20 protein-coding genes, 2 tRNA genes and 4 pseudogenes are annotated in these 18,923 nt (G+C 67.9%); 16 read left to right on the top strand and 10 right to left on the bottom strand.

Annotated elements, in window-relative coordinates; translation table 11 throughout:
- Positions 1–224: 224 nt before the first annotated feature.
- Entirely contained in the window at positions 225–563 is a 339-nt protein-coding gene (locus tag ABD209_RS07980; protein ID WP_344064504.1) for a protoporphyrinogen oxidase, read from the bottom strand.
- Between the two features lie 162 nt (positions 564–725).
- On the opposite strand from ABD209_RS07980, the gene ABD209_RS07985 reads away from it, so the two are divergent.
- Together ABD209_RS07985 and ABD209_RS07990 are read left to right on the top strand one after the other, a co-directional pair.
- Positions 726–812, top strand: a tRNA-Ser gene (locus tag ABD209_RS07985).
- Between the two features lie 154 nt (positions 813–966).
- Positions 967–1,479 carry a hypothetical protein gene (locus ABD209_RS07990; protein WP_344064507.1) on the top strand — a complete coding sequence of 171 codons (513 nt, stop codon included), beginning with the start codon at positions 967–969 and terminating at the stop codon, positions 1,477–1,479.
- Positions 1,480–1,602: 123 nt separating this feature from the next.
- Here the strand turns inward: ABD209_RS07990 and ABD209_RS07995 are convergent, their stop codons facing one another.
- Entirely contained in the window at positions 1,603–2,934 is a 1,332-nt protein-coding gene (locus tag ABD209_RS07995; protein ID WP_344064510.1) for a hypothetical protein, read from the bottom strand.
- 154 nt (positions 2,935–3,088) lie between these two features.
- Between ABD209_RS07995 and aroQ the strand changes: the two genes are divergently transcribed.
- The 4 genes and pseudogenes from aroQ to ABD209_RS08015 all read left to right on the top strand — a co-directional run.
- Positions 3,089–3,529 (top strand): type II 3-dehydroquinate dehydratase, encoded by a 441-nt coding sequence (aroQ, locus tag ABD209_RS08000; RefSeq protein ID WP_344064513.1) that lies wholly within the window; start codon positions 3,089–3,091, stop codon positions 3,527–3,529.
- Positions 3,530–3,892: 363 nt separating this feature from the next.
- On the top strand, positions 3,893–4,096 hold the full coding sequence (locus tag ABD209_RS08005) for a cold-shock protein (protein WP_344064516.1): 204 nt from the start codon (positions 3,893–3,895) through the stop codon (positions 4,094–4,096).
- Between the two features lie 148 nt (positions 4,097–4,244).
- Positions 4,245–5,744, top strand: coding sequence for an LCP family protein (locus ABD209_RS08010; protein ID WP_344064519.1), 1,500 nt, complete (start codon positions 4,245–4,247; stop codon positions 5,742–5,744).
- 119 nt (positions 5,745–5,863) lie between these two features.
- Positions 5,864–6,512: pseudogene (locus ABD209_RS08015) on the top strand (LLM class flavin-dependent oxidoreductase); the annotation flags it as partial.
- Here ABD209_RS08015 and ABD209_RS08020 read toward each other — a convergent pair.
- Positions 6,413–6,745, bottom strand: a complete 333-nt coding sequence (locus tag ABD209_RS08020; RefSeq protein WP_344064522.1) for an ester cyclase — start codon at positions 6,743–6,745, stop codon at positions 6,413–6,415. The pseudogene ABD209_RS08015 and the gene ABD209_RS08020 sit on opposite strands and share 100 nt — an antisense overlap.
- Before the next feature lie 13 nt (positions 6,746–6,758).
- Positions 6,759–7,433 (bottom strand): GntR family transcriptional regulator, encoded by a 675-nt coding sequence (locus ABD209_RS08025; RefSeq protein WP_344064525.1) that lies wholly within the window; start codon positions 7,431–7,433, stop codon positions 6,759–6,761.
- Positions 7,434–7,593: 160 nt separating this feature from the next.
- On the opposite strand from ABD209_RS08025, the gene ABD209_RS08030 reads away from it, so the two are divergent.
- From ABD209_RS08030 to trhA, 8 genes and pseudogenes are all read left to right on the top strand, one after another.
- Positions 7,594–8,934 (top strand): MFS transporter, encoded by a 1,341-nt coding sequence (locus tag ABD209_RS08030; RefSeq protein WP_344064528.1) that lies wholly within the window; start codon positions 7,594–7,596, stop codon positions 8,932–8,934.
- Between the two features lie 7 nt (positions 8,935–8,941).
- Positions 8,942–9,709 (top strand): LamB/YcsF family protein, encoded by a 768-nt coding sequence (locus tag ABD209_RS08035; protein WP_344064531.1) that lies wholly within the window; start codon positions 8,942–8,944, stop codon positions 9,707–9,709.
- Positions 9,706–10,320: a 5-oxoprolinase subunit B family protein gene (locus ABD209_RS08040; RefSeq protein WP_344064534.1), complete on the top strand. Its 615-nt coding sequence runs from the start codon at positions 9,706–9,708 to the stop codon at positions 10,318–10,320. Before ABD209_RS08035 ends, ABD209_RS08040 begins: the two co-directional genes overlap by 4 nt.
- Positions 10,320–11,189 carry a 5-oxoprolinase subunit C family protein gene (locus ABD209_RS08045; RefSeq protein ID WP_344064537.1) on the top strand — a complete coding sequence of 290 codons (870 nt, stop codon included), beginning with the start codon at positions 10,320–10,322 and terminating at the stop codon, positions 11,187–11,189. The genes ABD209_RS08040 and ABD209_RS08045 overlap by 1 nt, the downstream gene beginning before the upstream one ends.
- A gap of 197 nt (positions 11,190–11,386) precedes the next feature.
- Positions 11,387–11,797 (top strand): hypothetical protein, encoded by a 411-nt coding sequence (locus ABD209_RS08050; RefSeq protein ID WP_344064540.1) that lies wholly within the window; start codon positions 11,387–11,389, stop codon positions 11,795–11,797.
- Positions 11,798–11,906: 109 nt separating this feature from the next.
- Positions 11,907–12,371, top strand: a pseudogene (locus ABD209_RS08055) (transposase); the annotation flags it as partial.
- A gap of 404 nt (positions 12,372–12,775) precedes the next feature.
- Positions 12,776–12,949 carry a hypothetical protein gene (locus tag ABD209_RS08060; RefSeq protein ID WP_344064546.1) on the top strand — a complete coding sequence of 58 codons (174 nt, stop codon included), beginning with the start codon at positions 12,776–12,778 and terminating at the stop codon, positions 12,947–12,949.
- Positions 12,934–13,278: pseudogene (gene trhA, locus ABD209_RS08065) on the top strand (PAQR family membrane homeostasis protein TrhA); the annotation flags it as partial. The gene ABD209_RS08060 and the pseudogene trhA, both read left to right, overlap by 16 nt.
- Before the next feature lie 96 nt (positions 13,279–13,374).
- On the opposite strand, the gene ligD reads toward trhA, so the two are convergent.
- The 3 genes and pseudogenes from ligD to ABD209_RS19805 all read right to left on the bottom strand — a co-directional run.
- Positions 13,375–14,814, bottom strand: a complete 1,440-nt coding sequence (gene ligD, locus ABD209_RS08070; protein WP_344064549.1) for a non-homologous end-joining DNA ligase — start codon at positions 14,812–14,814, stop codon at positions 13,375–13,377.
- A 118-nt stretch (positions 14,815–14,932) separates the two neighbouring features.
- A complete protein-coding gene (locus ABD209_RS08075) occupies positions 14,933–15,154 on the bottom strand; it encodes a hypothetical protein (RefSeq protein ID WP_344064552.1) in 222 nt (73 codons plus the stop codon).
- Positions 15,155–15,266: 112 nt separating this feature from the next.
- A pseudogene (locus tag ABD209_RS19805) lies at positions 15,267–15,683 on the bottom strand (divalent metal cation transporter); the annotation flags it as partial.
- 9 nt (positions 15,684–15,692) lie between these two features.
- Here ABD209_RS19805 and ABD209_RS08080 point away from each other — a divergent pair.
- Together ABD209_RS08080 and ABD209_RS08085 are read left to right on the top strand one after the other, a co-directional pair.
- A complete protein-coding gene (locus ABD209_RS08080; RefSeq protein ID WP_344064555.1) occupies positions 15,693–16,019 on the top strand; it encodes a putative quinol monooxygenase in 327 nt (108 codons plus the stop codon).
- 79 nt (positions 16,020–16,098) lie between these two features.
- Positions 16,099–16,380 carry a hypothetical protein gene (locus ABD209_RS08085; RefSeq protein ID WP_344064557.1) on the top strand — a complete coding sequence of 94 codons (282 nt, stop codon included), beginning with the start codon at positions 16,099–16,101 and terminating at the stop codon, positions 16,378–16,380.
- 583 nt (positions 16,381–16,963) lie between these two features.
- Here ABD209_RS08085 and ABD209_RS08090 read toward each other — a convergent pair.
- The 3 genes from ABD209_RS08090 to ABD209_RS08100 form a co-directional block, all read right to left on the bottom strand.
- A tRNA-Ser gene (locus ABD209_RS08090) sits at positions 16,964–17,056 on the bottom strand.
- Between the two features lie 53 nt (positions 17,057–17,109).
- Positions 17,110–17,595, bottom strand: a complete 486-nt coding sequence (locus ABD209_RS08095; protein WP_344064560.1) for a GtrA family protein — start codon at positions 17,593–17,595, stop codon at positions 17,110–17,112.
- Positions 17,592–18,755 carry a mannosyltransferase YkcB-related protein gene (locus ABD209_RS08100; protein WP_344064563.1) on the bottom strand — a complete coding sequence of 388 codons (1,164 nt, stop codon included), beginning with the start codon at positions 18,753–18,755 and terminating at the stop codon, positions 17,592–17,594. Before ABD209_RS08100 ends, ABD209_RS08095 begins: the two co-directional genes overlap by 4 nt.
- Positions 18,756–18,923 lie beyond the last annotated feature (168 nt).

Here is an 18,923-nt window from a genome sequence, read left to right on the forward strand (position 1 = left end):
CCCTATCAGCGGTCGGCCAACGCCACCGAGCCCGGTGACAACACCCCCCGGATCATCGACGACAGGGGCAGTAAGTCATGCCGGACTCAGCGACCGAGATCCTCATGTCGAGGACCCATCACGAAGGTAACGGGGCTCAGCCTTCTCGCCCGATGCCACAAACCCCTTGTTTGCATGGGAACACTTCCCGCGCAGACAAGGGGTTTGCCAGGCGTATGAGCGGCTCAGGGCAGCTTTCCCGGTCCCGGCCCGAAGTTGTGCTCGGCGTGAAGTTTGCCGTCGGTCCCGCGGTGCAGGGTCTCGGGCAGGTGCTCATCGTCCCCGCCCCGGACATCCCGAAGCTTCTGGGCCGTCGTCTTCGCGGCGTCGCTGACGACATCGGCGACGAAGGGGGCGGCCTTGGTCTTGGCCGCTTCAGTTGCCTGGGCCACCTTGGTCTGGACGGGGTCACTCGACCAAAGCTTTGTGGCCTGGGTCTTGATCTGCTCGTATCGCTGCGTGCCGGCTCGCGCACCCAGGACATAGCCGGCTGCGGCTCCGGCCAGGAAGGAAAGCTTCGACATGGTTGGTGCTCCTTTCGAGGGGGACGGCTCGCCCGCCATCAACGGTCAGGTTCCGACCCTACTTGCGCCTAGGCTCGTCTTGGCCCCGAGCGAACGCTGGAGTGGGCGCAGTGAAGGTCGCCGCGCTAACGTATGCCCGCGCCGGTCGCGATCGGCACCACGGGAGGGCTCGCATAGTGGCCTAGTGCGGCGGTCTTGAAAACCGCTATGGCGGCAACGTCATCGTGGGTTCGAATCCCACGCCCTCCGCTCGCTTCGTTGGCGGTGGCCGTAGGACCCACCATACCGTCCGAAAGTTGAACTCGCGATGGCGGTGAACCGAGGTTAATCCGGATGTCAGCCTGACCCGCAAACCGGTGGACACGCGAACTCGTGGCACCCAACTCTCCACAGGAGGAATCCGATGTCCCGTCGACACCTTGCGGTCACCGTCACCGCAGTCGGTCTGCTCTGCTCCTCGGCCGTCGCGGCCGCCCACGCGGACAGTCCTGCGCTCGGACGGCTGAGCGGCACCTTCGATGTCACTGGGAAGGTGACACAAAGCACCAACGGTGAGCCGGTCGGGACCACATGGGTGCGCCCGTTCAAGTTTGTGCCACAGTGCGCGAGCGGAGCCTGCCCCACGATGTCGATTCGAACACGGAGCGACGGTGTCGTGGTCAAGAACCTGCTCTCGCCGACGCTCAACTCGTATAAGGGGACCAAGACCTATCTCGGTGCCTGTTTCCTCCACAATGGCACTCAGGTTGCCAATGCCTACACCTACACCGAGACCACGACGATCACGCCCATCAAGGCCGGCCCCAACGTCACCACCTTTACCGGGTCGCTCAAGTTCGTCGCGAAGCCCACTGCCATCGGCGTAGCCAAGAACTGCGGGTATAGCACGGAGACTCTTACGCTCAATCACAAGTGAGCAGCCGGCAAGCCGGCATCGAGGGACGCAACGCGTCCTTGATGGCCACGGCATCTCCGGCGACCGTCAAGCCCGCAGGCGCTCGCCCTCGCGGGCGGCGTCGCGATTGGTATCCGGACCGCGTCACCGACCCCAGGGCCGCAGATTCCAGGCTTCGGCCACCATGGACGGGTCGGCAGCGGTCGCGCCGCGATCGCGGCCGTCCAGGGCCTCGAGCATCGACTCGCGGCACGTCAACTCCGGCAGGCTCGTCCAGCGATCACGCCAGTCTTTCGGTGAGCAGTTCCAGGCGAAAGTGTCCCCGATCCGGCCGCGCGAGCGCTCGACAATCCGGTAGTACTGCACGACGCCCCAGCCCTGTGCGGCCGGGTGGAGCACCTGCTTGAGTTCATCGACCGACGTCGTGCGCCGGTTTGCATCGACCGACATGCTGTAGCACGGCAGGCGCGGGTTGTTGCACCGGCCACCGTTGACTGAGTTCGTGCTCATGGCATACGGGAAGGTGGACACGCTCGCCCGCGTGTTCACCCCGCCCGAGTATACCCGCCCGAAGGCGAACGACTTCGTCACAACGCGCTGGGCGGGCAGGTCCTGGCGGTTGTTGGGATAGTTGAAGGCGCCCCACGCGCGCGTATGCCCGTGTGCCACGAAAGCCGGCAAGGTCGCCGCGCTCTCGGCGAAGCGTTCGGCGTCGGTTTTCAGCGTGGTCATGTCGGTGTAGTTCATGCCCTGGGACACAAATCGCCAGCCGAAGACGTCGCGCAACCGGGCCAGTTCGGTCCATGACGGCTGCAGGCTCGCGGCGCTCCCGCCGACGTAACACGTCAACCCGCTCTCGGGAGTGCGGTTGACGACGACGCCGCCCACACCGAACAACCCGCGAGAGCGTAGGTCGACCGCGTTCTGGCCAAGGGTGCGCGAGCCGGCGGTGTCGGTGCAGTTCGGGTCTGCGGCAGGCTGCCACATCGACTTGCCCCACAAAATCGTGACGAAGCGCTGCCCAGCGACGGCGGCGACTTTAGCCGTGAAGCGAAGATAGGCGCGGGGACCCTTGTCCGTGGTGGCGTCCGAGGCATAGGCCGCCAGGAGATAGTTGCCGTTGCGCAAACCGCTGACGGGCAGCCGGTACGTTCCGCTGCGCAAGTCGTTCGTCGCGATGGTCGCGCCGAGCGCCGACCACGCCGAGCCATACGTCCCGCCAGTGCTCGTCACATAGTCCGTGCACATTGGCGACGAAGGCGTCGGCACCCGGCACAGCACGATGCGGACGTCCTTGATCGCCGCCGCGGATCGGAAGCTGCCGGAGAAGGTATAGGTGGAGCCCGTGATCCCGGGCCCGGGATCGAGTCCGTTGACGGTCACCACCGGAGGCGCCGCGAGGCTCGGCGCGGCCGAGGCCCCCGTGATGCCAGCGGCGATTGCCGATCCCAGGGCGAGGCTTTGACGTGCTCTCATGCCTTAATGGTGGGCCAGCGCCGCGGATCGCGCATCCCGAACAGCTGATAGTTGCCCATCAGTAGGGGAGGCAAAGCGGGCGCGGTACCGCCCCTTTGCCATCCCTACCCGGGGTAACCAGTAAAGCCTTCCGGCGGCGCGGCATACTGGCCCGGTGAGCGCCACGATCGTCGTCCTCAACGGGCCGAACCTCAACTTGCTCGGCCAGCGCGAACCGCAGTTCTACGGCGCCGACACCCTTGCCGACGTCGAGCGTCGCTGCGTCGCCGCTGCGGGTGCTCGCGGCTTCGACATCGAGTTCGCGCAAAGCAATCATGAAGGCGCCCTCATCGACATCATTCATCACTATCGAGAGGCGGCCGGATTCGTCGTCAATCTCGGGGCCTATACGCACACGTCGATCGCCTTGCGGGACGCCTTGGCCACCGTCACTGGCCCCATTGTGGAAGTTCATATTTCCAATGTGCACGCTCGGGAGAACTTCAGGCATTTGTCGTATGTCGCGCCGATCGCCTTGGGGGTGATCGCCGGTCTCGGAGTGCGGGGCTATGAGTTCGCGATCGAGGCCATCGCCGATCGGTTCGCCCCCAACTGAGTGTCCAAGGCGTGGACATTCGCCGCTGAAGAATCAGGTTACCGAGGGGTAGTTGAAGGTTGCTAATCCTTTGCCAGTCAACGGGTTTCGGAGCTACCGACACCCCTCTAGTCGTGACTCACGAGTAGGTTCAGCCTCTCCTCATCCATGGGGAGTGTGAGCGCCTACGTGATAACGCGCACACCCGTCGCAACCGTGCTAGCGTTCCCCGCGGTTGCACCGAGTTTTCTCGCAAGTCCGGTCGAACGACTCCGTCTGGCGCGTTCGGTTTGGGGGGTTTTGCCCAGCGTGGAGGGCCACGGCACCTGGGCATCCGTGAGTTGCGGATCTCCATCGGTATCCAAAGAAGGAAGATTTACCCAAATGGCACAGGGCACCGTCAAGTGGTTCAACGCCGAAAAGGGCTATGGCTTCATCGCCCAGGACGGCGGCGGCCCGGATGTGTTCGTTCACTACTCGGCCATCGACAGCAACGGCTACCGGTCCTTGGACGAGGCGCAGCGCGTCGAGTTCGAGGTCACCCAGGGTCCCAAGGGCCCGCAGGCCGAACGCGTTCGCGCCGTCTGAGACGAGTCCGCGCCGGGACTGGGACCCGGAGCTGACAACGCACATCCAAAAGTAGGCCCCTCCGATCCGTCGGAGGGGCCTACTGCGTTCTCGCCGTATTCTTCTAGACTGCGCTCGCAATGAGGCGCACGAGGGAGCGAACCGCGACGTGACCAGGGAAAAGGCCGGCCGGCATACGGCACTGGCCACGGCAGGAGAGCGCCCGAGCCGCTGGGCGCACCGCCGCCATGTCCTCTCTGGGGTCATCGGATCCTTCGTCGTCGTCGCCCTGGTGTTGGCGATTGCGGCCTACGCGAAGTTCAACAGCAACATCACCCGCATTGACGTCTCCCGCATGCTCGGCGTCCGGCCCACCACAACCGCCTCGTCGGCCGGAGCCCACACGGCCGTCAACATTCTGGTGATGGGCTCCGACACCCGGACGGGCATCGGCACCGACGCCTACGGCAAGGACACCGTCGAGGGTGGGGCGCACTCCGACACCAACCTCCTGGTGCACGTCTCGGCCGACCGCGATCGCGTCTTGGTCGTCTCGATCCCTCGTGACTCGATGACGATGGCCCCCAAGACCTGCTCGGACCCAAACTCCACGGTCGCCAATGGCGAGATCCGGCAGTGGAACTACAACTTCAATCTCGGCGGACCGGGGTGCACCATCAAGACCCTCGAGGGCCTGACCGGGATCTTTGTCGACCACTATGTCGTCATCGACTTCCGGGGCTTCCAACAGATGGTCGACGCGCTGGGCGGGGTACCCGTCTGCACGACCTCCGACATCGCCGACAAGGACGCTCAGTTCACGCTCGCTGCCGGCCACCACATCCTTGACGGCAAACAAGCCCTCGGTTATGTCCGCGTGCGCAAGACCGTCAACGACGGCAGCGATCTGAACCGGATCAAGCGGCAGCAGGCCTTCTTATCCTCGGTGGCTCAGGAGGCGACAAGCAAGGGGCTCCTGCTGCGCCCCGACAAGCTCTACGGATTTCTCAACGCGGCCACCAAATCGATCACGACCGACCCGGAGATGGGTTTCGGGACCATGACCTCGCTCGCCAACTCCGTCCGCAATCTCGGCGTCGACAAGATCGAGTTCGTGACCGTGCCGACCCAGGTCTATCCCAAGGACACCAACCGCGTCGAATGGCGCGCCAGCGCCGACAAGATCTGGAGTGCCATCCGCGCCGATCAGCCCCTGCCCGGCGCCGGCACGAAGCCGGCGGTCACCTCGTCGTCCACTCCGGAGCCGCTCACGGTCGCTCCCGACAAGATCGACGTGCGCATCAGCAATGACTCCGGCGTCGAGGGGCTGGCGTTGCAGGCGGGTGCCGCGCTCGCCGTCCAGGGCTTCCGGCTCGCGGGGTACACCAATGGCACGACCGGCGATATCACCGGCACGGTCATCGCGTATGCGCCCGGGCACAAGGATGCTGCCCGCACCGTCGCCGCGGCTTTCCCGGGCTCGACGCTGAGGGTGGACGCCGCAGTCGGCGAGACGGTCGTCGTCCGGCTCGGGCCAGGTGCCGCGAATCCGGTTGCCGTCCCGAACCGCTTGGGCTCCGACCCGCTGCCGCCGATGACCGTCTCCGCCGGACCGAGCGCAACCGACGGGCTTGAGACCCGCAAGGCCGACGCCGACATCTGCAGTTGACCCCGGCCGGTATGCCGTGCCCTCACCTGGCGGGGGCGGCCGAACCTTCCTCGGGCAGCAAGTAGGCGGCGGTGGCGAGCATGTCGAGGGTCTCGCGGGCCTCGTCGACGTTGATCAGTGAGGACATCCGTTCCGGCTTGGAGCTGGCCGTTGACAACTATGCACTACTGCACCGGTTGTGGCGCGGGGAAAATGTCACCTGGCAGGGCAAGCACCGTGCGCCGCTGTCGGGTTTCACCTCGACACCGCGGCCCCTGGACGGGTTGCCGCCCTTTGTCTGGCATAGCTCGATCCGCAGCCCGGAGATCGCCGAGCAGGCCGCCTACTACGGCGACGGCTTCTTCGCCAACCACATCTTCTGACCCAAGGAGCACACCCAGCAGATGGTGGCGCTTTACCGGCAGCGATTCGAGCACTACGGCCACGGCCGCGCCGATCAGGCGATCGTCGGGCTGGGTGGTCAGGCGTTCATTCGGAAGAACAGCCAGGACGCCATCCGCGAGTTCCGGCCGTACTTCGACCGGCCCCGGTGTATGGCGGTGGCCCGTCCCTGGAGTCGTTCATGCGGCAGACCCCTCTGACCGTCGGCAGCCCGCAAGAGGACATCGAGCGCACGCTCGGCTTCCGGGCGTATGTCGGGGATTACCAGCGCCCGCTCTCCTGATGGATCACGCCGGGCTGCCCTTGCAGACCGCGGTGGAGCAGTTGGACCATCTCCCGGGGCGTCGGCGAAGGCCCCCTGCCGGGGTGCCAGTGTCGTGCAAGTGAACCGCCAACCAGTCGCCGTCGGCCAGGACCCGCACCAAGGTCCATCGGTAATCGGGAAACGACTCGCACAGGATCTGCAGGTCGGCGACATACTCCGTGCGGGTGCGCATCCGGCCGTTGACGAGCACCTCGTCCGCGACATACGACCCGAGCTCGGACCACGCCCGCGAGTTGCATGCGGCGAGATAGCGCGCATAGCGCTCGAGCACTGTCGCCCGGTCCGCGTGCGCCATCCGCGGCTCCACCTCAGGCGTCGATCACGGCGAGGAGTTGCGCCTCGGCCTCGTGCAGGTAGTCGTCGAGTTCGCGCAGCGCGGTATGCAGGTCGCCGGCCTCCAGCAACACCACCATGCCCTCATTGCGCAATAGGAAGGGCTGGTGCAGGGCCTGGGCATCGGGTAGGCGCAGGAACGCCAGGCGCAATTCGGCCAGCACCCCCTCGAACATCGCCTCGAGGTGCACGCTGCCGCACGCCGCCACCAGGCCGCGGTGGAAATCGATATCGGCCGTACCGACGGCATCCCAATCTCCCGCGTCGGCGGCGGCCCCACCCGCAGCGACCGCATCGGCGAGTTCCCGCAGCCCCGCCGCTTGCTCGACAACCGCGCGCATCCCCAACGGCTCCACGAAGCGTCGGGTCCGGTAGATATCACGGACCTCCTGCGGCCCGGAGACCCGGACGAAGACCCCGCGATGCAAGGCATGCTCGACCAGTCGCTCGTGGCTGAGCAGTCGAAACGCCTCACGCACGGTATTGCGCGAGACCTCCAAAGCGCTGGCGATGTGCTCCTCGCGCAATTGCGTCCCCGGCCGGATCGCCCCGCCCGCAATCTGCGTCCGTAGCACCGCGGCCACCGCCTCCGCGGTGCTCTCCCGCCGCGCCAGGGGCGGCAGCGGCACCGGCATTGCACTACCGGGCACGGACACCTCCATACGGTCACGGGCTTGCGAATCGGACCAATGTACTCACCGTCCAATCACCGGATAAGACCATCTTCCCCTTGTTGAATTGCTCAACAATCCGCTAATGTCTCGCCATTCGGGGACGGCATGGTCTCCGACCGGACCTCGAAGGATCCCTATGGCCCATTCCGCGATCGCCACCGGCACGGCCCGTCCGCCGTCGTCCGTGCGCCGGATCATCGTTGCGAGCCTCATCGGTACCTCCCTGGAGTGGTACGACTTCTTCATCTATGGCACCGCCGCGGCGCTGGTCTTCAACAAGCTCTTCTTCCCCACCTTCGATTCGCTCACCGGCACCTTGCTGTCATTCACGACGTATGCCGTGGGCTTCGTCGCCCGGCCTCTGGGCGGCGTGATCTTCGGTCACTTCGGCGACAAGATCGGCCGGAAGAAAGTCCTGGTCGTCACCCTGCTGATCATGGGTCTGTCGACCTTTGCGATCGGTTTGCTGCCGACCTATGACTCCATTGGCTTCGCCGCGCCGCTGCTGCTGGTGACCCTGCGCTTCATCCAGGGCATCGGCCTGGGCGGCGAATGGGGTGGCGCGGTGCTGATGACACTGGAGAGCGGCGACCCGAAGCGGCGTGGCCTCAACGCCAGTTGGCCGCAGGTCGGCGTGCCGATTGGTCTGCTGCTCGCCAATGGCGTGCTCTCGATGATGGGTCGAGTGACCTCTGAGAGCGCCTTCAACAGCTGGGGCTGGCGAGTTCCCTTCCTGCTCAGCGGCATTCTCGTCCTCGTCGGGTTGTGGATCCGTCGCTCGCTGGAGGAGAGCCCGATGTTCGAGGAGGCCGCCGCCAAGGAGCCGGAGGCCGCTCCGGTCCTCGAGGTGCTGCGCCGCTACCCCCGCCGGGTCCTGCTCGCCATCGGCGCGCGGATCGGGGTGGACGTCGCCTTCTATACCTTCGTTCTCTTCATCACGACTTATGTCGCGACCTATCTCGAGCTGCCCAAGTCCTACGCCCTCAATGCGGTCTTCATCGCCGCCGCGGTGCAGGTCTGCGCCATCCCGCTCTTCGGTCATCTCTCGGACAAGTTCGGCCGCCGGCCCATCTACCTGGGCGGGGCGATCGGTGCCGCGATCTGGCTGCTGGTCTTCTTTAAGCTGCTGGACACCGGCCGGTTCGCTCTCATTGCCCTGGCCGCCGTGATGGCGCTGATCTTCCACGCCGCGATGTACGGCCCGCAGGCCTCCTTCATCAGCGAGATGTTCCCGACCCGGGTGCGCTACACCGGCGCCTCGATGGGCTATCAGCTCGCCGGGATCCTCGGTGGCGCGCTCGCGCCGATCATCTCCACGGCGCTGCTGAAGAAGTATGACAGCGCGTGGCCGATCGTCATCTACGTGATCGCCATGCTGGTGCTCTGCGTGATCTGCGTGCTCGCCGCCCCCGAGACGGCCCACGCCGACCTTGAGGAGGACCCCCTGCACGGCCAGCTCGCCGAGAGCGCGGGATGATCGGAGGGTGAACGCGCGGCGGGTGGACCTCAACAGCGACCTCGGCGAGAGCTTTGGGCGCTGGGTACTCGGCGACGACGACGCGATGCTGGAACTTGTCACCAGCGCCAATGTCGCGTGCGGGTTCCATGCCGGCGACCCGAGCACACTGCGTCAGGTGTGTGCTCGGGCCGCCGCCCGCGGGGTCAGTGTCGGCGCCCAGGTCAGCTATCGCGATCTGGCCGGGTTCGGCCGCCGCACCATGGACGTCGAGCCGTCCGAGTTGACCGATGAGGTCATCTACCAGATCGGGGCCCTGGACGGCATCGCCCGGGTATGCGGCACCCGCGTGCGCTACGTCAAGCCGCACGGCGCGCTCTACAACAAGGCGGCGGTCGATCCACATACGGCCGGGGCCGTCGTCGCCGCCGTGCAGGCGTATGACGCCAGCCTCCCCGTCCTCGGCCTGCCCGGCTCGGAGCTGCTCAGCGCCGCCGCGGCGGCCGGGCTGCGCACGATGGCCGAGGCCTTCGCCGATCGCGCTTATACGGCCGCGGGTCTGCTGGTCTCCCGACGGGAGCCCGGCGCGGTGTTGCACGACCCGCAGGAGATCGCCGCCCGCTGCGTCCGGCTCGTCACCGAAGGGGTGATCGTGGCGGTCGATGGCAGCGCGGTGAGCGTGCCCGCCGCCTCGATCTGCGTGCACGGAGACACCGCCGGTGCCGTGGAGATCGCCCAGGCCGTACGCCGGGCGCTCGATGCGGCCGGGGTCGAGGTGCGACCGTTCGCGTCATGAGACATCTGCTCCCAGCGGGCCACCGTGGCCTGCTCGTCGAGTGCGCCGACCTGGACGAGGTGTTGGCGCTGAATGCCGCCCTGCGGGCCGACCCGCCCGCCGGGGTCGAGGACCTGGTGCCCGCCGCCCGGACGCTGCTGCTGCGTTTCGATGCGAATACCACCCACGCCCGAGTCGCGGCGCACGTGCGGGGGGTGAACCTGGCCGATGTGCGCGCCAGCGAACCGAGCGCGCTGGTGCAGGTCCCGGTCCGGTATGACGGCGCGGACCTTCCCGAGATCGCGCAGCTCACCGGGATGAGCGAGGCGGAGGTTGTCCGCACTCATCTGGCCGGCGAATATGTGGTGGCCTTCGCTGGCTTCGCGCCCGGCTTCGCCTATATCGCCGGCGGCGACCCGCGCCTCCAGGTGCCCCGACGCGCCACTCCCCGCACCCGCGTACCTGCCGGTTCGGTGGCCCTGGCCAGCGAGTTCACCGGCATCTATCCGCGCCAGGGGCCCGGTGGGTGGCAGTTACTCGGGCATACGGACCTGGTGCTCTGGGATCTGAACCGCACGCCGCCGGCCCTGCTGACCGCCGGGACCCGGGTGCGCTTTATCGAGGCGGCTTGATGTTGGAGATCCTGCGCGCCGGGGCACTGACCACCGTCCAGGACCTCGGGCGGATCGGGTCCGCGTACCTCGGCGTCGGCCGGTCCGGGGCCCTCGACCGCCCCAGCCTGCGCCTGGCCAATCGCTTGGTCGGCAACCCCGAGGATGCCGCCGGGCTGGAAGTCACCTTCGGCGGGCTCGCCGTCCGCGCTGGCTGCGACCTGCTGCTGGCCACGGCCGGGGCCCCCACCCCGGTGCACATCGACGGACGCGCCCACGACGCCTGCGCGCCCCTGCACCTGCGCGCCGGGCAGGTCCTGGAACTCGGCCGGCCGGACTGCGGAGTCCGGACGTATGTCGCGATCCGCGGCGGGATAGATGTGCCCCCGGTGCTCGGCTCGCGCGCCACCGACCTGCTCTCCGGCATCGGGCCGGCGCGCCTGGGCGATGGTGACCGCATACCCCTGGGCACCCCGAACGGTCCGATCCCCGGCGTCGACCATGTCGCCCAACGCTCCCTGCCACCCGTGGTGGAACTGCGCGTGGTCCCCGGCCCCCGCGCCGACTGGTTCACCGCCGCCGCACGGCGCACATTCGGGGAGACCACGTATGCCGTGACGGCGCACGCCGACCGCATCGGCGTGCGCCTGACCGGGCCGGCCCTGGAGCGCAGCCGGACCGAGGAACTGCTCTCCGAGGGCCTGGTGGAGGGTGCGGTCCAGGTCCCGGCCGATGGCCAACCGCTGATCTTCCTCGCCGACCACCCGGTCACCGGGGGCTATCCGGTGATCGCGGTCGTCCATCCCGACGACCTGCCATACGCCGGGCAGGTACGACCCGGCCAGTCGGTGCGCTTCCGGTGGCAGGCGCCGATCTCGGTACCGCAGTAGCGGCCGCAACCGGGCCCGCCCCCGGTCGCGCGCGTGGCCTTGGGAGGGAACGTGCACCTTCGCACCAGAAATGTTCTCTCCCGAAGCCACAGGAAGTGGCACTGGGCGGGAAAGTTGAGGTCTGGGATAACCCCGCACCCACGCCCCGGCGGGCGGCGCTACGGTGAAGCGCACCCCGCTCGCCCAGCTTGCGGGAGGTGACCGTGGCGGAGTTTGCGCAGCCCCGCCCGACGGCGGATCCGCCGGTGATCCCGGCTGCGTCCGCTCGCTCGTGGTCGGCCGCGCGTGGACCCGGGAGCACGCCGGCATACCTCGAACGCCCCGCCTTTGTCACCGGACTGACCCGGGCGGCCGCCATCGCGATGACCTGTGCCCTGGCGGTGGCCGTGATCCGGCTACCCGGGTCGCGGTCGGACTATCCCCTCCGGCAGACGCTGCCGCTGCTGGCCCTGCTCACCGCTCCGAGCGACGGGCTGGCCGTGCGTGCCGTGCGCGCACCCACGGATATCCGGCCGCTGCAGGTATGCGGCGTCACGGCCCACCTCACGATGGTCGTCCATTTGCTGTGGGGCCCGCGCCCCCTGAGCATGGGCCCGCCGAGCCACTGATCGCACCGCTGCTGGTCGGGGCCGCCGGCGCCATTGCCGACTTCGGCCCGGCCCGCGGCGCCGGTGCGGCAGCAGTGCTCAGCGGGGCGATGAGTACGCCGCACCTCCTCGACGGACGATGGATTGGTACTTCGGGATGAAGGGCCACATCGGTGTCGACGCGGGGACCGGGTACGTGCACTCGGTGACCGCGACAGCAGCAAACGTGCACGACCTGGACCAGGTCACCCACCTAGTCCGGCCCGATGACGAGGTGGTCTACGCCGACGCCGGCTACCAAGGAGTCGAGAAACGGCCGGTCGTCGCTGCGAGTGAGGACCTGTCCGGCATCGAGTGGAGGATCGCGGCCCGCAAGGGCGCGTTACGGGCCATGCCCGCGCAGGATCGGGCCATCGCCTCTACCCAGGCCGGTGTGCGCGGCAAGGTCGAACACCCGTTCCTGATCGTCAAGCGGGACTTCGGGTTCACCAAGACCCGGTACCGCGGCATCGCCAAGAACCGGAACCACCTGAACATGCTGTTCGCCTCGGCGAACTGGCTGATGCGCGGCCGTGCCCTACCCCTGACCGGGTGAGGGCCAGGCGCCAGCCTGCCCCAAACCGGCCATGAGGCCCCGAATCATGGGCCACAAGGGCAGATTGAGGCCCCCTTCGCCCCTCGCCCTCCCCCCGGCGGCCTTCCCACCCGTAGAAGCTCCCAGATCAGCGATTCCCTAGAACCACACCACCGCCGGACGACCCCTCGCCCTGGGCGCACTCTCGAACGGGTGGATCTTCCTGCTCTCCCTCACCGGCGTCCTGCTGGTGCACTGACCAAACCCCGCAGCGACCAGCCCGACCCAGCCACCCAGCTACGGCCCCTATTCTCGGATCGTGAACACCCAGCCCGACGACCGCGGCCCGGCCTCGTCCGCCGGCGCGTGATTGAGGAGGTCGTCGAGGCGGTCAAGCCCAGCTGCGCGGGTGGTTGCACCTGGGGATGGCGCCGCTGGCGACCATCCTCGGATTGCTGCTCGTCGTCCTGGCATGCACCCGAGGGCTGCGCCTCGCCGCCGCCATCTACACCCTCGCCGCCGCACTACTTTTTGCCACGTCTGCCGTTGCCACCGCGGCAGTTGGAGCCGGCGCCACGATGCGGTGCTGCGCCGCCTAGATCACGCCAACATCTTCCTGATCATCGTCGGCAGCTACACCCCATTCGCGCTGCTCCTGCCCCGGGGGCCGGCCACAATCCTGCTGACCATCGTCTGGGCGGGAGCGCTCGTGGGCGTGCTCCTCCGCATCCTGTGGATGGACGCACCCCGCTGGCTCTATATGCCCTCGTATGCCGCCCTCGGCCTGGTGGCGGTCTTCTTCGTCCCGCTCATGCGCGAACACCTCGGGGTACCCACGCTCACCCTCGTGGTCGTCGGCGGCGTGCTCTACATCCTGGGCGCGGTGGTCTACGGCCTGCGCCGGCCCGACCCCTCACCGCGCTGGTTCGGATATCACGAGATCTTCCACACGTTGACGATCCTGGCGTTCCTGACCCATTACGTGGCCGCCTCGCTCGCCCTCTACTGGCGCGGCGCGCCCAGCTCAGGACTCACGCACGACATCGGCCGCGGCCTTGTCCGGTCGCAGCCCGCGCCAGGCAGGGTGGCGCAGCCGTCCATCGCGGGTCCACTCCGCGAACCGGACCTCACCGACCACCGCGGGCTTGACCCAGTGCGCCTCGCGCGCATCGTCATTCGGTATCGCCCCGGCCAGTGGGCTGGCCTTTTGGGCGAGCGGCTGCAGCAACTCCGCCAGATCGCGCAATGACCTGCCGGTAAAGCCGGTGCCGACCTTGCCGGCATACTCCAGCCCGTCCGGACCCGGTATGCCGACCAACAGCGACCCGATCATTCCCTCGCGCCGCCCCGCGCCCGGCTTCCAGCCCACGATGACCACCTCTTGGGTGCGCAGGTTCTTGATCTTGAGCCAGGCGTCCGAGCGCCGCCCGGGCAGGTATGGCGAGTCCGCCCGCTTCGCCATCACCCCCTCCAGGCCCTGCTCGGTAGAGGCGCCCAGCACCGCCTCGCCGTTGCCGAACCACGCCGGCGGCGTGCGCCAAGACGGGCCGTTGAGGTCCAGGCTCTCCAGCAGGTCGCGGCGCTGGCGATAGGGCAGGCCCAGTGTGGATTGCCCATCCAAATGTAGGATGTCGAAGACGAAATAGCTCACCGGGGTCGAGCGGGTCAGCCGGCGGATCGCGGCGGGGTCCTGAACGTGCATACGGGCCTGCAGCGCCGCGAAACTGGGCCGGCCGGCGGTGTCCAAGGCGACCAGTTCGCCGTCCAGCACCGCGGACGTCGCACCCATTGATTCCGCCATCTCCCGCAACTCCGGATAGGAGGCGGTGATATCGAGATCGTTGCGGGAGAAGGCTTTTGGCCGCCCCCCGTCGACGTGGACGATCGCCCGCACCCCATCCCACTTCATCTCATAGGCCCAGTCGGCATCACCTCGGGGCAGCTCGTCGCGCAACACGGCGGTCATCGGCGCGATGCGGTCGGGCACACTCGCGAACCCATCGGGCGGTGGGCTCATCCGGTGCATCATCCAGTTCTTTCCCCCGGTGCGGAAGAGGACATAGCGGCCCGAGACACGCGAACCGTGCAGGACAACCTTGACCTCCCGCTCGGTCCACTTCTCGGTCTCAAAAGTCCCGCGATCCCACAGGATGACCTGCCCACCGCCGTATTCACCATCGCGAATAGTGCCTTCGAAATCGGCATACGAGAGCGGGTGGTCCTCGGTGGGGACCGCAAGCCGGTTGGTCCCGGGGTCCATCGGCAACCCCTTGGGCACCGCCCAGGACACCAAGACACCGTCGCGTTCCAGGCGGAAGTCCCAATGCAGTGCGGTGGCGTGGTGCTCCTGGATGACGAAGATGTCGCCATCTCGCTCGCGCACCGGCCCCGCCCCGGGCATCGGCTCCGGCGTGCGCCGCGGGTCGCGCATGCTCAGGTAGCGCTCCAGTTTGTCCTCCGCCATACCGGCATTGTCGCGCCCGGCGGGCGGGCTGCCGCCCCCCGACCTCATCACCTGGTTCAACGCCATCGGGGCGACAGCCGCGCCGGCGGCCGCCGCCCCGATAGGGGTATGCGAGTCCCTACCCAGGTATGTCGGCCGCCAGCGCCCCGGCGTGCGCCGCGGCCAGGCGCCGCACGCCGTTTGCTACCAGCAGGACGAGCACCAAACCCACGCCCCAGCCGAGTGACGTCGCGCTGCCGGTCGAGCTGATCCACTCGTCCACCGCGACGCCCAGGCTCAGCAGGGCCCCGGCGGATACCAGCAGGTCCAGTCCGCCTGGCCCGTGCGCAGGCCGGACCACGCACGCCGGTATGCGGGTGCCGCCCCCCTTGGCCGGTCGGTCGCGGTGCGCCGGGTGGGGACACCGGTGACAGGGTGAGCGATGTCAGTGGGGCCTGCAGACTGGCGACAATCACGGCCATACCGGCCAGCACCACGCTCGCCATGAGCCGTCCCCCATGCCAGCGCAGGCCGGTCACCGCATACGCGAGCACGGCGATGAACACCACACCAAGCAGCAGTGGCCAGCCAAAGAGGATCTGTAAGGCCAATGCCCCACCGATGATTTCGGCGACATCGGTCATCACGACCACGACCTCGGCCTCGATCCACAGCAAGGCGCGGACGCCGGGGCGGTAGCGCGTGCGACAGATGGCTGGCAGGCTCTCGCCGGTGGCCATGCCAAGGCTGGCGGAGAGAGATTGCACTAGCCCGGCGACGGCTTTCGCGGCCAGCACCACCAGGATCAGGAGATGCCCATGGTGCATGCCGGCGGCCGGGTCCACGCCCCGTCTCAATCTAATATCCACCGGCCGCGCCGACGAGCCCATAATGGAGCGATGATCTTCATCACCGCAAAGTTCCGCGTGCGCAGCGAAGACGCCGACGCGTGGCCGGAAATCTCCCGGTCCTTCACCGAGGCCACCCGCGCCGAGTCCGGCTGCCTCTGGTTCGACTGGTCGCGCAGTCTCGATGACCCCAATGAGTATGTGCTCGTCGAGGCGTTCCGCGACTCCGACGCCGGCGGGGAACATGTGAACTCCGACCACTTCCGCCAGGCCCAACAGGATCTGCCGCCGCACCTGGCGGAAACCCCGCGCATCGTCAGTATGGAGGTGCCAGGGACCGACTGGTCGAAGCTCGGCGAATTGGCCGTCGACGACTGATCCGCCCGGTTGACCATCGGGCAGGGAGTGCCCCGCTCAGCGCGCTTGCCCCGGCTCCAGGGCGCGGGTCAGGGCGGCTGTGGCCGAGGCGGCCGACCTCGAACCGGGCCGGGTCGGCGTCCGCGGCTTCCAGCAGCGGCTTGATCGCAGCCCACACCGTGCCTGGCTACGGCTGCTCGCGCTGCCCGAGACGTTGAAGACCTGCGAACCGAAAGCCCTGCGCTACCGCTTCCTCCACATCCCCGCCCGACTCACCACCAGCGGACGACGCCGCCACCTCCGCCTGCCGGAAACCTGGCCCTGGACCCAGGCCGCCATCGCCGCATTCACCGCTGTGATGGCCATCCCGCTCCTGACCTGACAACACACTCGGCCCTGACCACCGCGACCCAAGGACCCCTCGAAGACCCGCACCGCAGCGCCACGCGGCACCAACGCCTGCCCCCACACGCCGACAGCCCCTCCACGCACCTCACGTCATCAAACCGCTGCCCCGTGAAAGACGGAGGTTAGTGGGGATCCCCCCAGTAAGACGGTGCAGCGGAGTGCTGGAACCTCCAATCGTGTCGGTTGTCCCAGTCCCTTACGCCTGCACATCCTTAAGGAGATCGCAGTCCATGGTGGTGCTGGGCAATGGGTTCTGATCGGTAGTGGCGCAGCCAGCCACTTGGGCCAGGTTCAGCATGGAGGGCCGGCAGGTTCGGCCTGTGTTGGCGAGCACGTCAGTCGTCATCGACTCGACAGTGTTGATTTGTCATCCCGGAGCGCCGCTGACCAGCAAACCCAAGGGTGATCGTCTTGGATCTACTCATTGGCTGGGTAGTCACTACCGGCATCCAGACAAGAGTGCGTCGCCGACGGATGGTCCGACACGTATCCGACACGCCACGCAAACGGAAAAGACCTCCGACCTGCGTTGGTGCAGGTCGGAGGCCACTATACGGTGGCGGAGGCGGAGGGATTTGAACCCTCGATGGGCGATTAACCCAAACCGCATTAGCAGTGCGGCGCCATAGACCGGACTAGGCGACGCCTCCAACTGCGAAGGACAGGGTAGCCCGCGACAGCGCTTCCGAGCAAAGTCGCTCACTCAGGCGGATCGGCCATACATCCAGCGGCGCATCGCCACGAAGCGAAGGATGGTGGCGACCGCGTTCGCGGCGGCTATCGTGACCGTCTCGGCCCCGGTCGCGTGCGTGCCGATGACCGTATGCAGCAGCCACAGGCCCGCTGATGTCAGGGCCAGGTTGAGGCCGAGCAATGCCATACCTTGTAGATGATTGCGCAGGTGGCCGCCGCCACGCACGCCGAAGGTCCACCAACGGTTGAGGGCCGTATTGAGGAGCGTCGCCAAGAGAAGGGCGGCGAGGTTGGCCGCCTGCGCGCCGAGCAAGCCACTCTCGCGCAGCAGGGCGAAGAGGCCGAGATGGGCGACGGTCGAGGCCACGCCGACCACGGCGAATCGCAGCACGTGACCGACCCATTTTGGCGCTCGGGCCGTCATGACCCCGCCCACGCTCCCGTCCGACGGGCGCGCGGGGCTGCTTCTCGGTGCCCGGGTTGTCGGCGTGCTCATGACGCCACGGCGCTTCCGGAGCCGCCCGTCAGCGGCTTGGTCAGGTCGTAGAAGGTCTGGCCGTCGATGGTCACGGAGGGGAAACTCGACGCGACCCAGGAGGCGATCGACGATGAGTCGGTCGCCCCGCCGTTCTGGCCGCGGAAGCCCCCGCCGGACAGGAAGTAGTGGATCTTTCCCTGTGCCACAAGGTCTTTGAACTGGGCCAGGGTCGGGCTCGGATCGGAGCCGTTGAAGCCACCGATGGCCATCACGGGGAGTTGCGTGCCGAGTTGCAAGCCGGCCGCATTCTGCGAGCCGACTGCCGCGGCGACCCAGGTGTACGTGGCGGCATCCGTTTTGAGCGCGTCGACGACGGCGCTCGACGGCATGCTCGCGTCGAGCAGGCCGCCCATCGCCCCGCGGGCGGCGCCGGCACCCTGGCCGTTGGGAGCTGCGCCGGAGAAGCCGCCGGCAGCACCGGGAGCCGTGCCACCCTGTCCACCCGGCGCACCGGGGAAGGTGCCCGCCTGGCCACCCGGCGCACCGCCCGGCGCACCGCCCGGGAAACGACCCGGCGGCCGCCCGCGACCACCCAGACCGCCGGGGCCGAAGCCTTGGCCGGCAGGTCCGGCATAGACGATGGACCCGGTGTGGCCGGTGGCGATCGTTGAAGCGCTGAAGGCGGCCGGCCCGGCGAGCCCTGCCGTCATACCGGCCGCCGCGGCAATGGCCACGACGCGCCGCGGGAGAACGGAGTTGACCAGCAGCGCGAGGCCGGCACCGAGGCCGAGGAGGAGAACGGCATACCGCAACCACGCGCCATACGCACTGGTCCGGCTGAGCAGGACAAAGCCCCAGGATGCTGCGATCCCGACCGCGAAGGCCAGCGTCAATGAGCCGGCCGGGGCCGCCCGCCGCTCCCATGCCGCCCGGGCGCCCATCCCGACGACGGCCGCGATCGCCGGTGCCAGCGCAACCGTGTAGTACTCATGGAAGATGCCGGCCATCAGCGAGAACACCGACATCGTCACGAGCAGCCAGCCTCCCCAGACGACGTATGCCGCGCGGCGCGGATCCGTGCGCGGCGCCCGGCCACACATCGCCAGTCCCGTCACGAGCAGGAGCAGGGCCGTGGGTAGCAACCACGAGATCTGGCCGCCGGTCGAGTCGGCGAACATCCGCCATACCGATTCGGTGCCGACCCCGGGTCCACGCTGACCAACCGAACCGGTCTCGTTGCCGCTTAGAGGTTGCACGGATAGGTGCGGATGTTGCGTTTGGGGTGCGTGTTGCTGAAGGGGTGCAGGCACGGACGCGAGTAGGAGAGGAGGTGTCAAAGCCAATCG

Origin of the sequence: Nostocoides vanveenii (assembly GCF_039531165.1) — a bacterium.
In the GTDB taxonomy this organism is placed as follows: Bacteria; Actinomycetota; Actinomycetes; order Actinomycetales; family Dermatophilaceae; genus Nostocoides_A; species Nostocoides_A vanveenii.

Excerpts from the sequence above, each read along its gene's own strand:
- ABD209_RS07980 (WP_344064504.1), bottom strand. The coding sequence starts at position 563 with ATGTCGAAGCTTTCCTTCCTGGCCGGAGCCGCAGCCGGCTATGTCCTG.
- ABD209_RS07990 (WP_344064507.1), top strand. The coding sequence starts at position 967 with ATGTCCCGTCGACACCTTGCGGTCACCGTCACCGCAGTCGGTCTGCTC.
- ABD209_RS07995 (WP_344064510.1), bottom strand. The coding sequence starts at position 2,934 with ATGAGAGCACGTCAAAGCCTCGCCCTGGGATCGGCAATCGCCGCTGGC.
- ABD209_RS08005 (WP_344064516.1), top strand. The coding sequence starts at position 3,893 with ATGGCACAGGGCACCGTCAAGTGGTTCAACGCCGAAAAGGGCTATGGC.
- ABD209_RS08020 (WP_344064522.1), bottom strand. The coding sequence starts at position 6,745 with ATGGCGCACGCGGACCGGGCGACAGTGCTCGAGCGCTATGCGCGCTAT.
- ABD209_RS08030 (WP_344064528.1), top strand. The coding sequence starts at position 7,594 with ATGGCCCATTCCGCGATCGCCACCGGCACGGCCCGTCCGCCGTCGTCC.
- ABD209_RS08040 (WP_344064534.1), top strand. The coding sequence starts at position 9,706 with ATGAGACATCTGCTCCCAGCGGGCCACCGTGGCCTGCTCGTCGAGTGC.
- ABD209_RS08045 (WP_344064537.1), top strand. The coding sequence starts at position 10,320 with ATGTTGGAGATCCTGCGCGCCGGGGCACTGACCACCGTCCAGGACCTC.
- ABD209_RS08060 (WP_344064546.1), top strand. The coding sequence starts at position 12,776 with ATGGCGCCGCTGGCGACCATCCTCGGATTGCTGCTCGTCGTCCTGGCA.
- ligD (WP_344064549.1), bottom strand. The coding sequence starts at position 14,814 with ATGGCGGAGGACAAACTGGAGCGCTACCTGAGCATGCGCGACCCGCGG.
- ABD209_RS08080 (WP_344064555.1), top strand. The coding sequence starts at position 15,693 with ATGATCTTCATCACCGCAAAGTTCCGCGTGCGCAGCGAAGACGCCGAC.
- ABD209_RS08095 (WP_344064560.1), bottom strand. The coding sequence starts at position 17,595 with ATGAGCACGCCGACAACCCGGGCACCGAGAAGCAGCCCCGCGCGCCCG.
- ABD209_RS08100 (WP_344064563.1), bottom strand. The coding sequence starts at position 18,755 with ATGTTCGCCGACTCGACCGGCGGCCAGATCTCGTGGTTGCTACCCACG.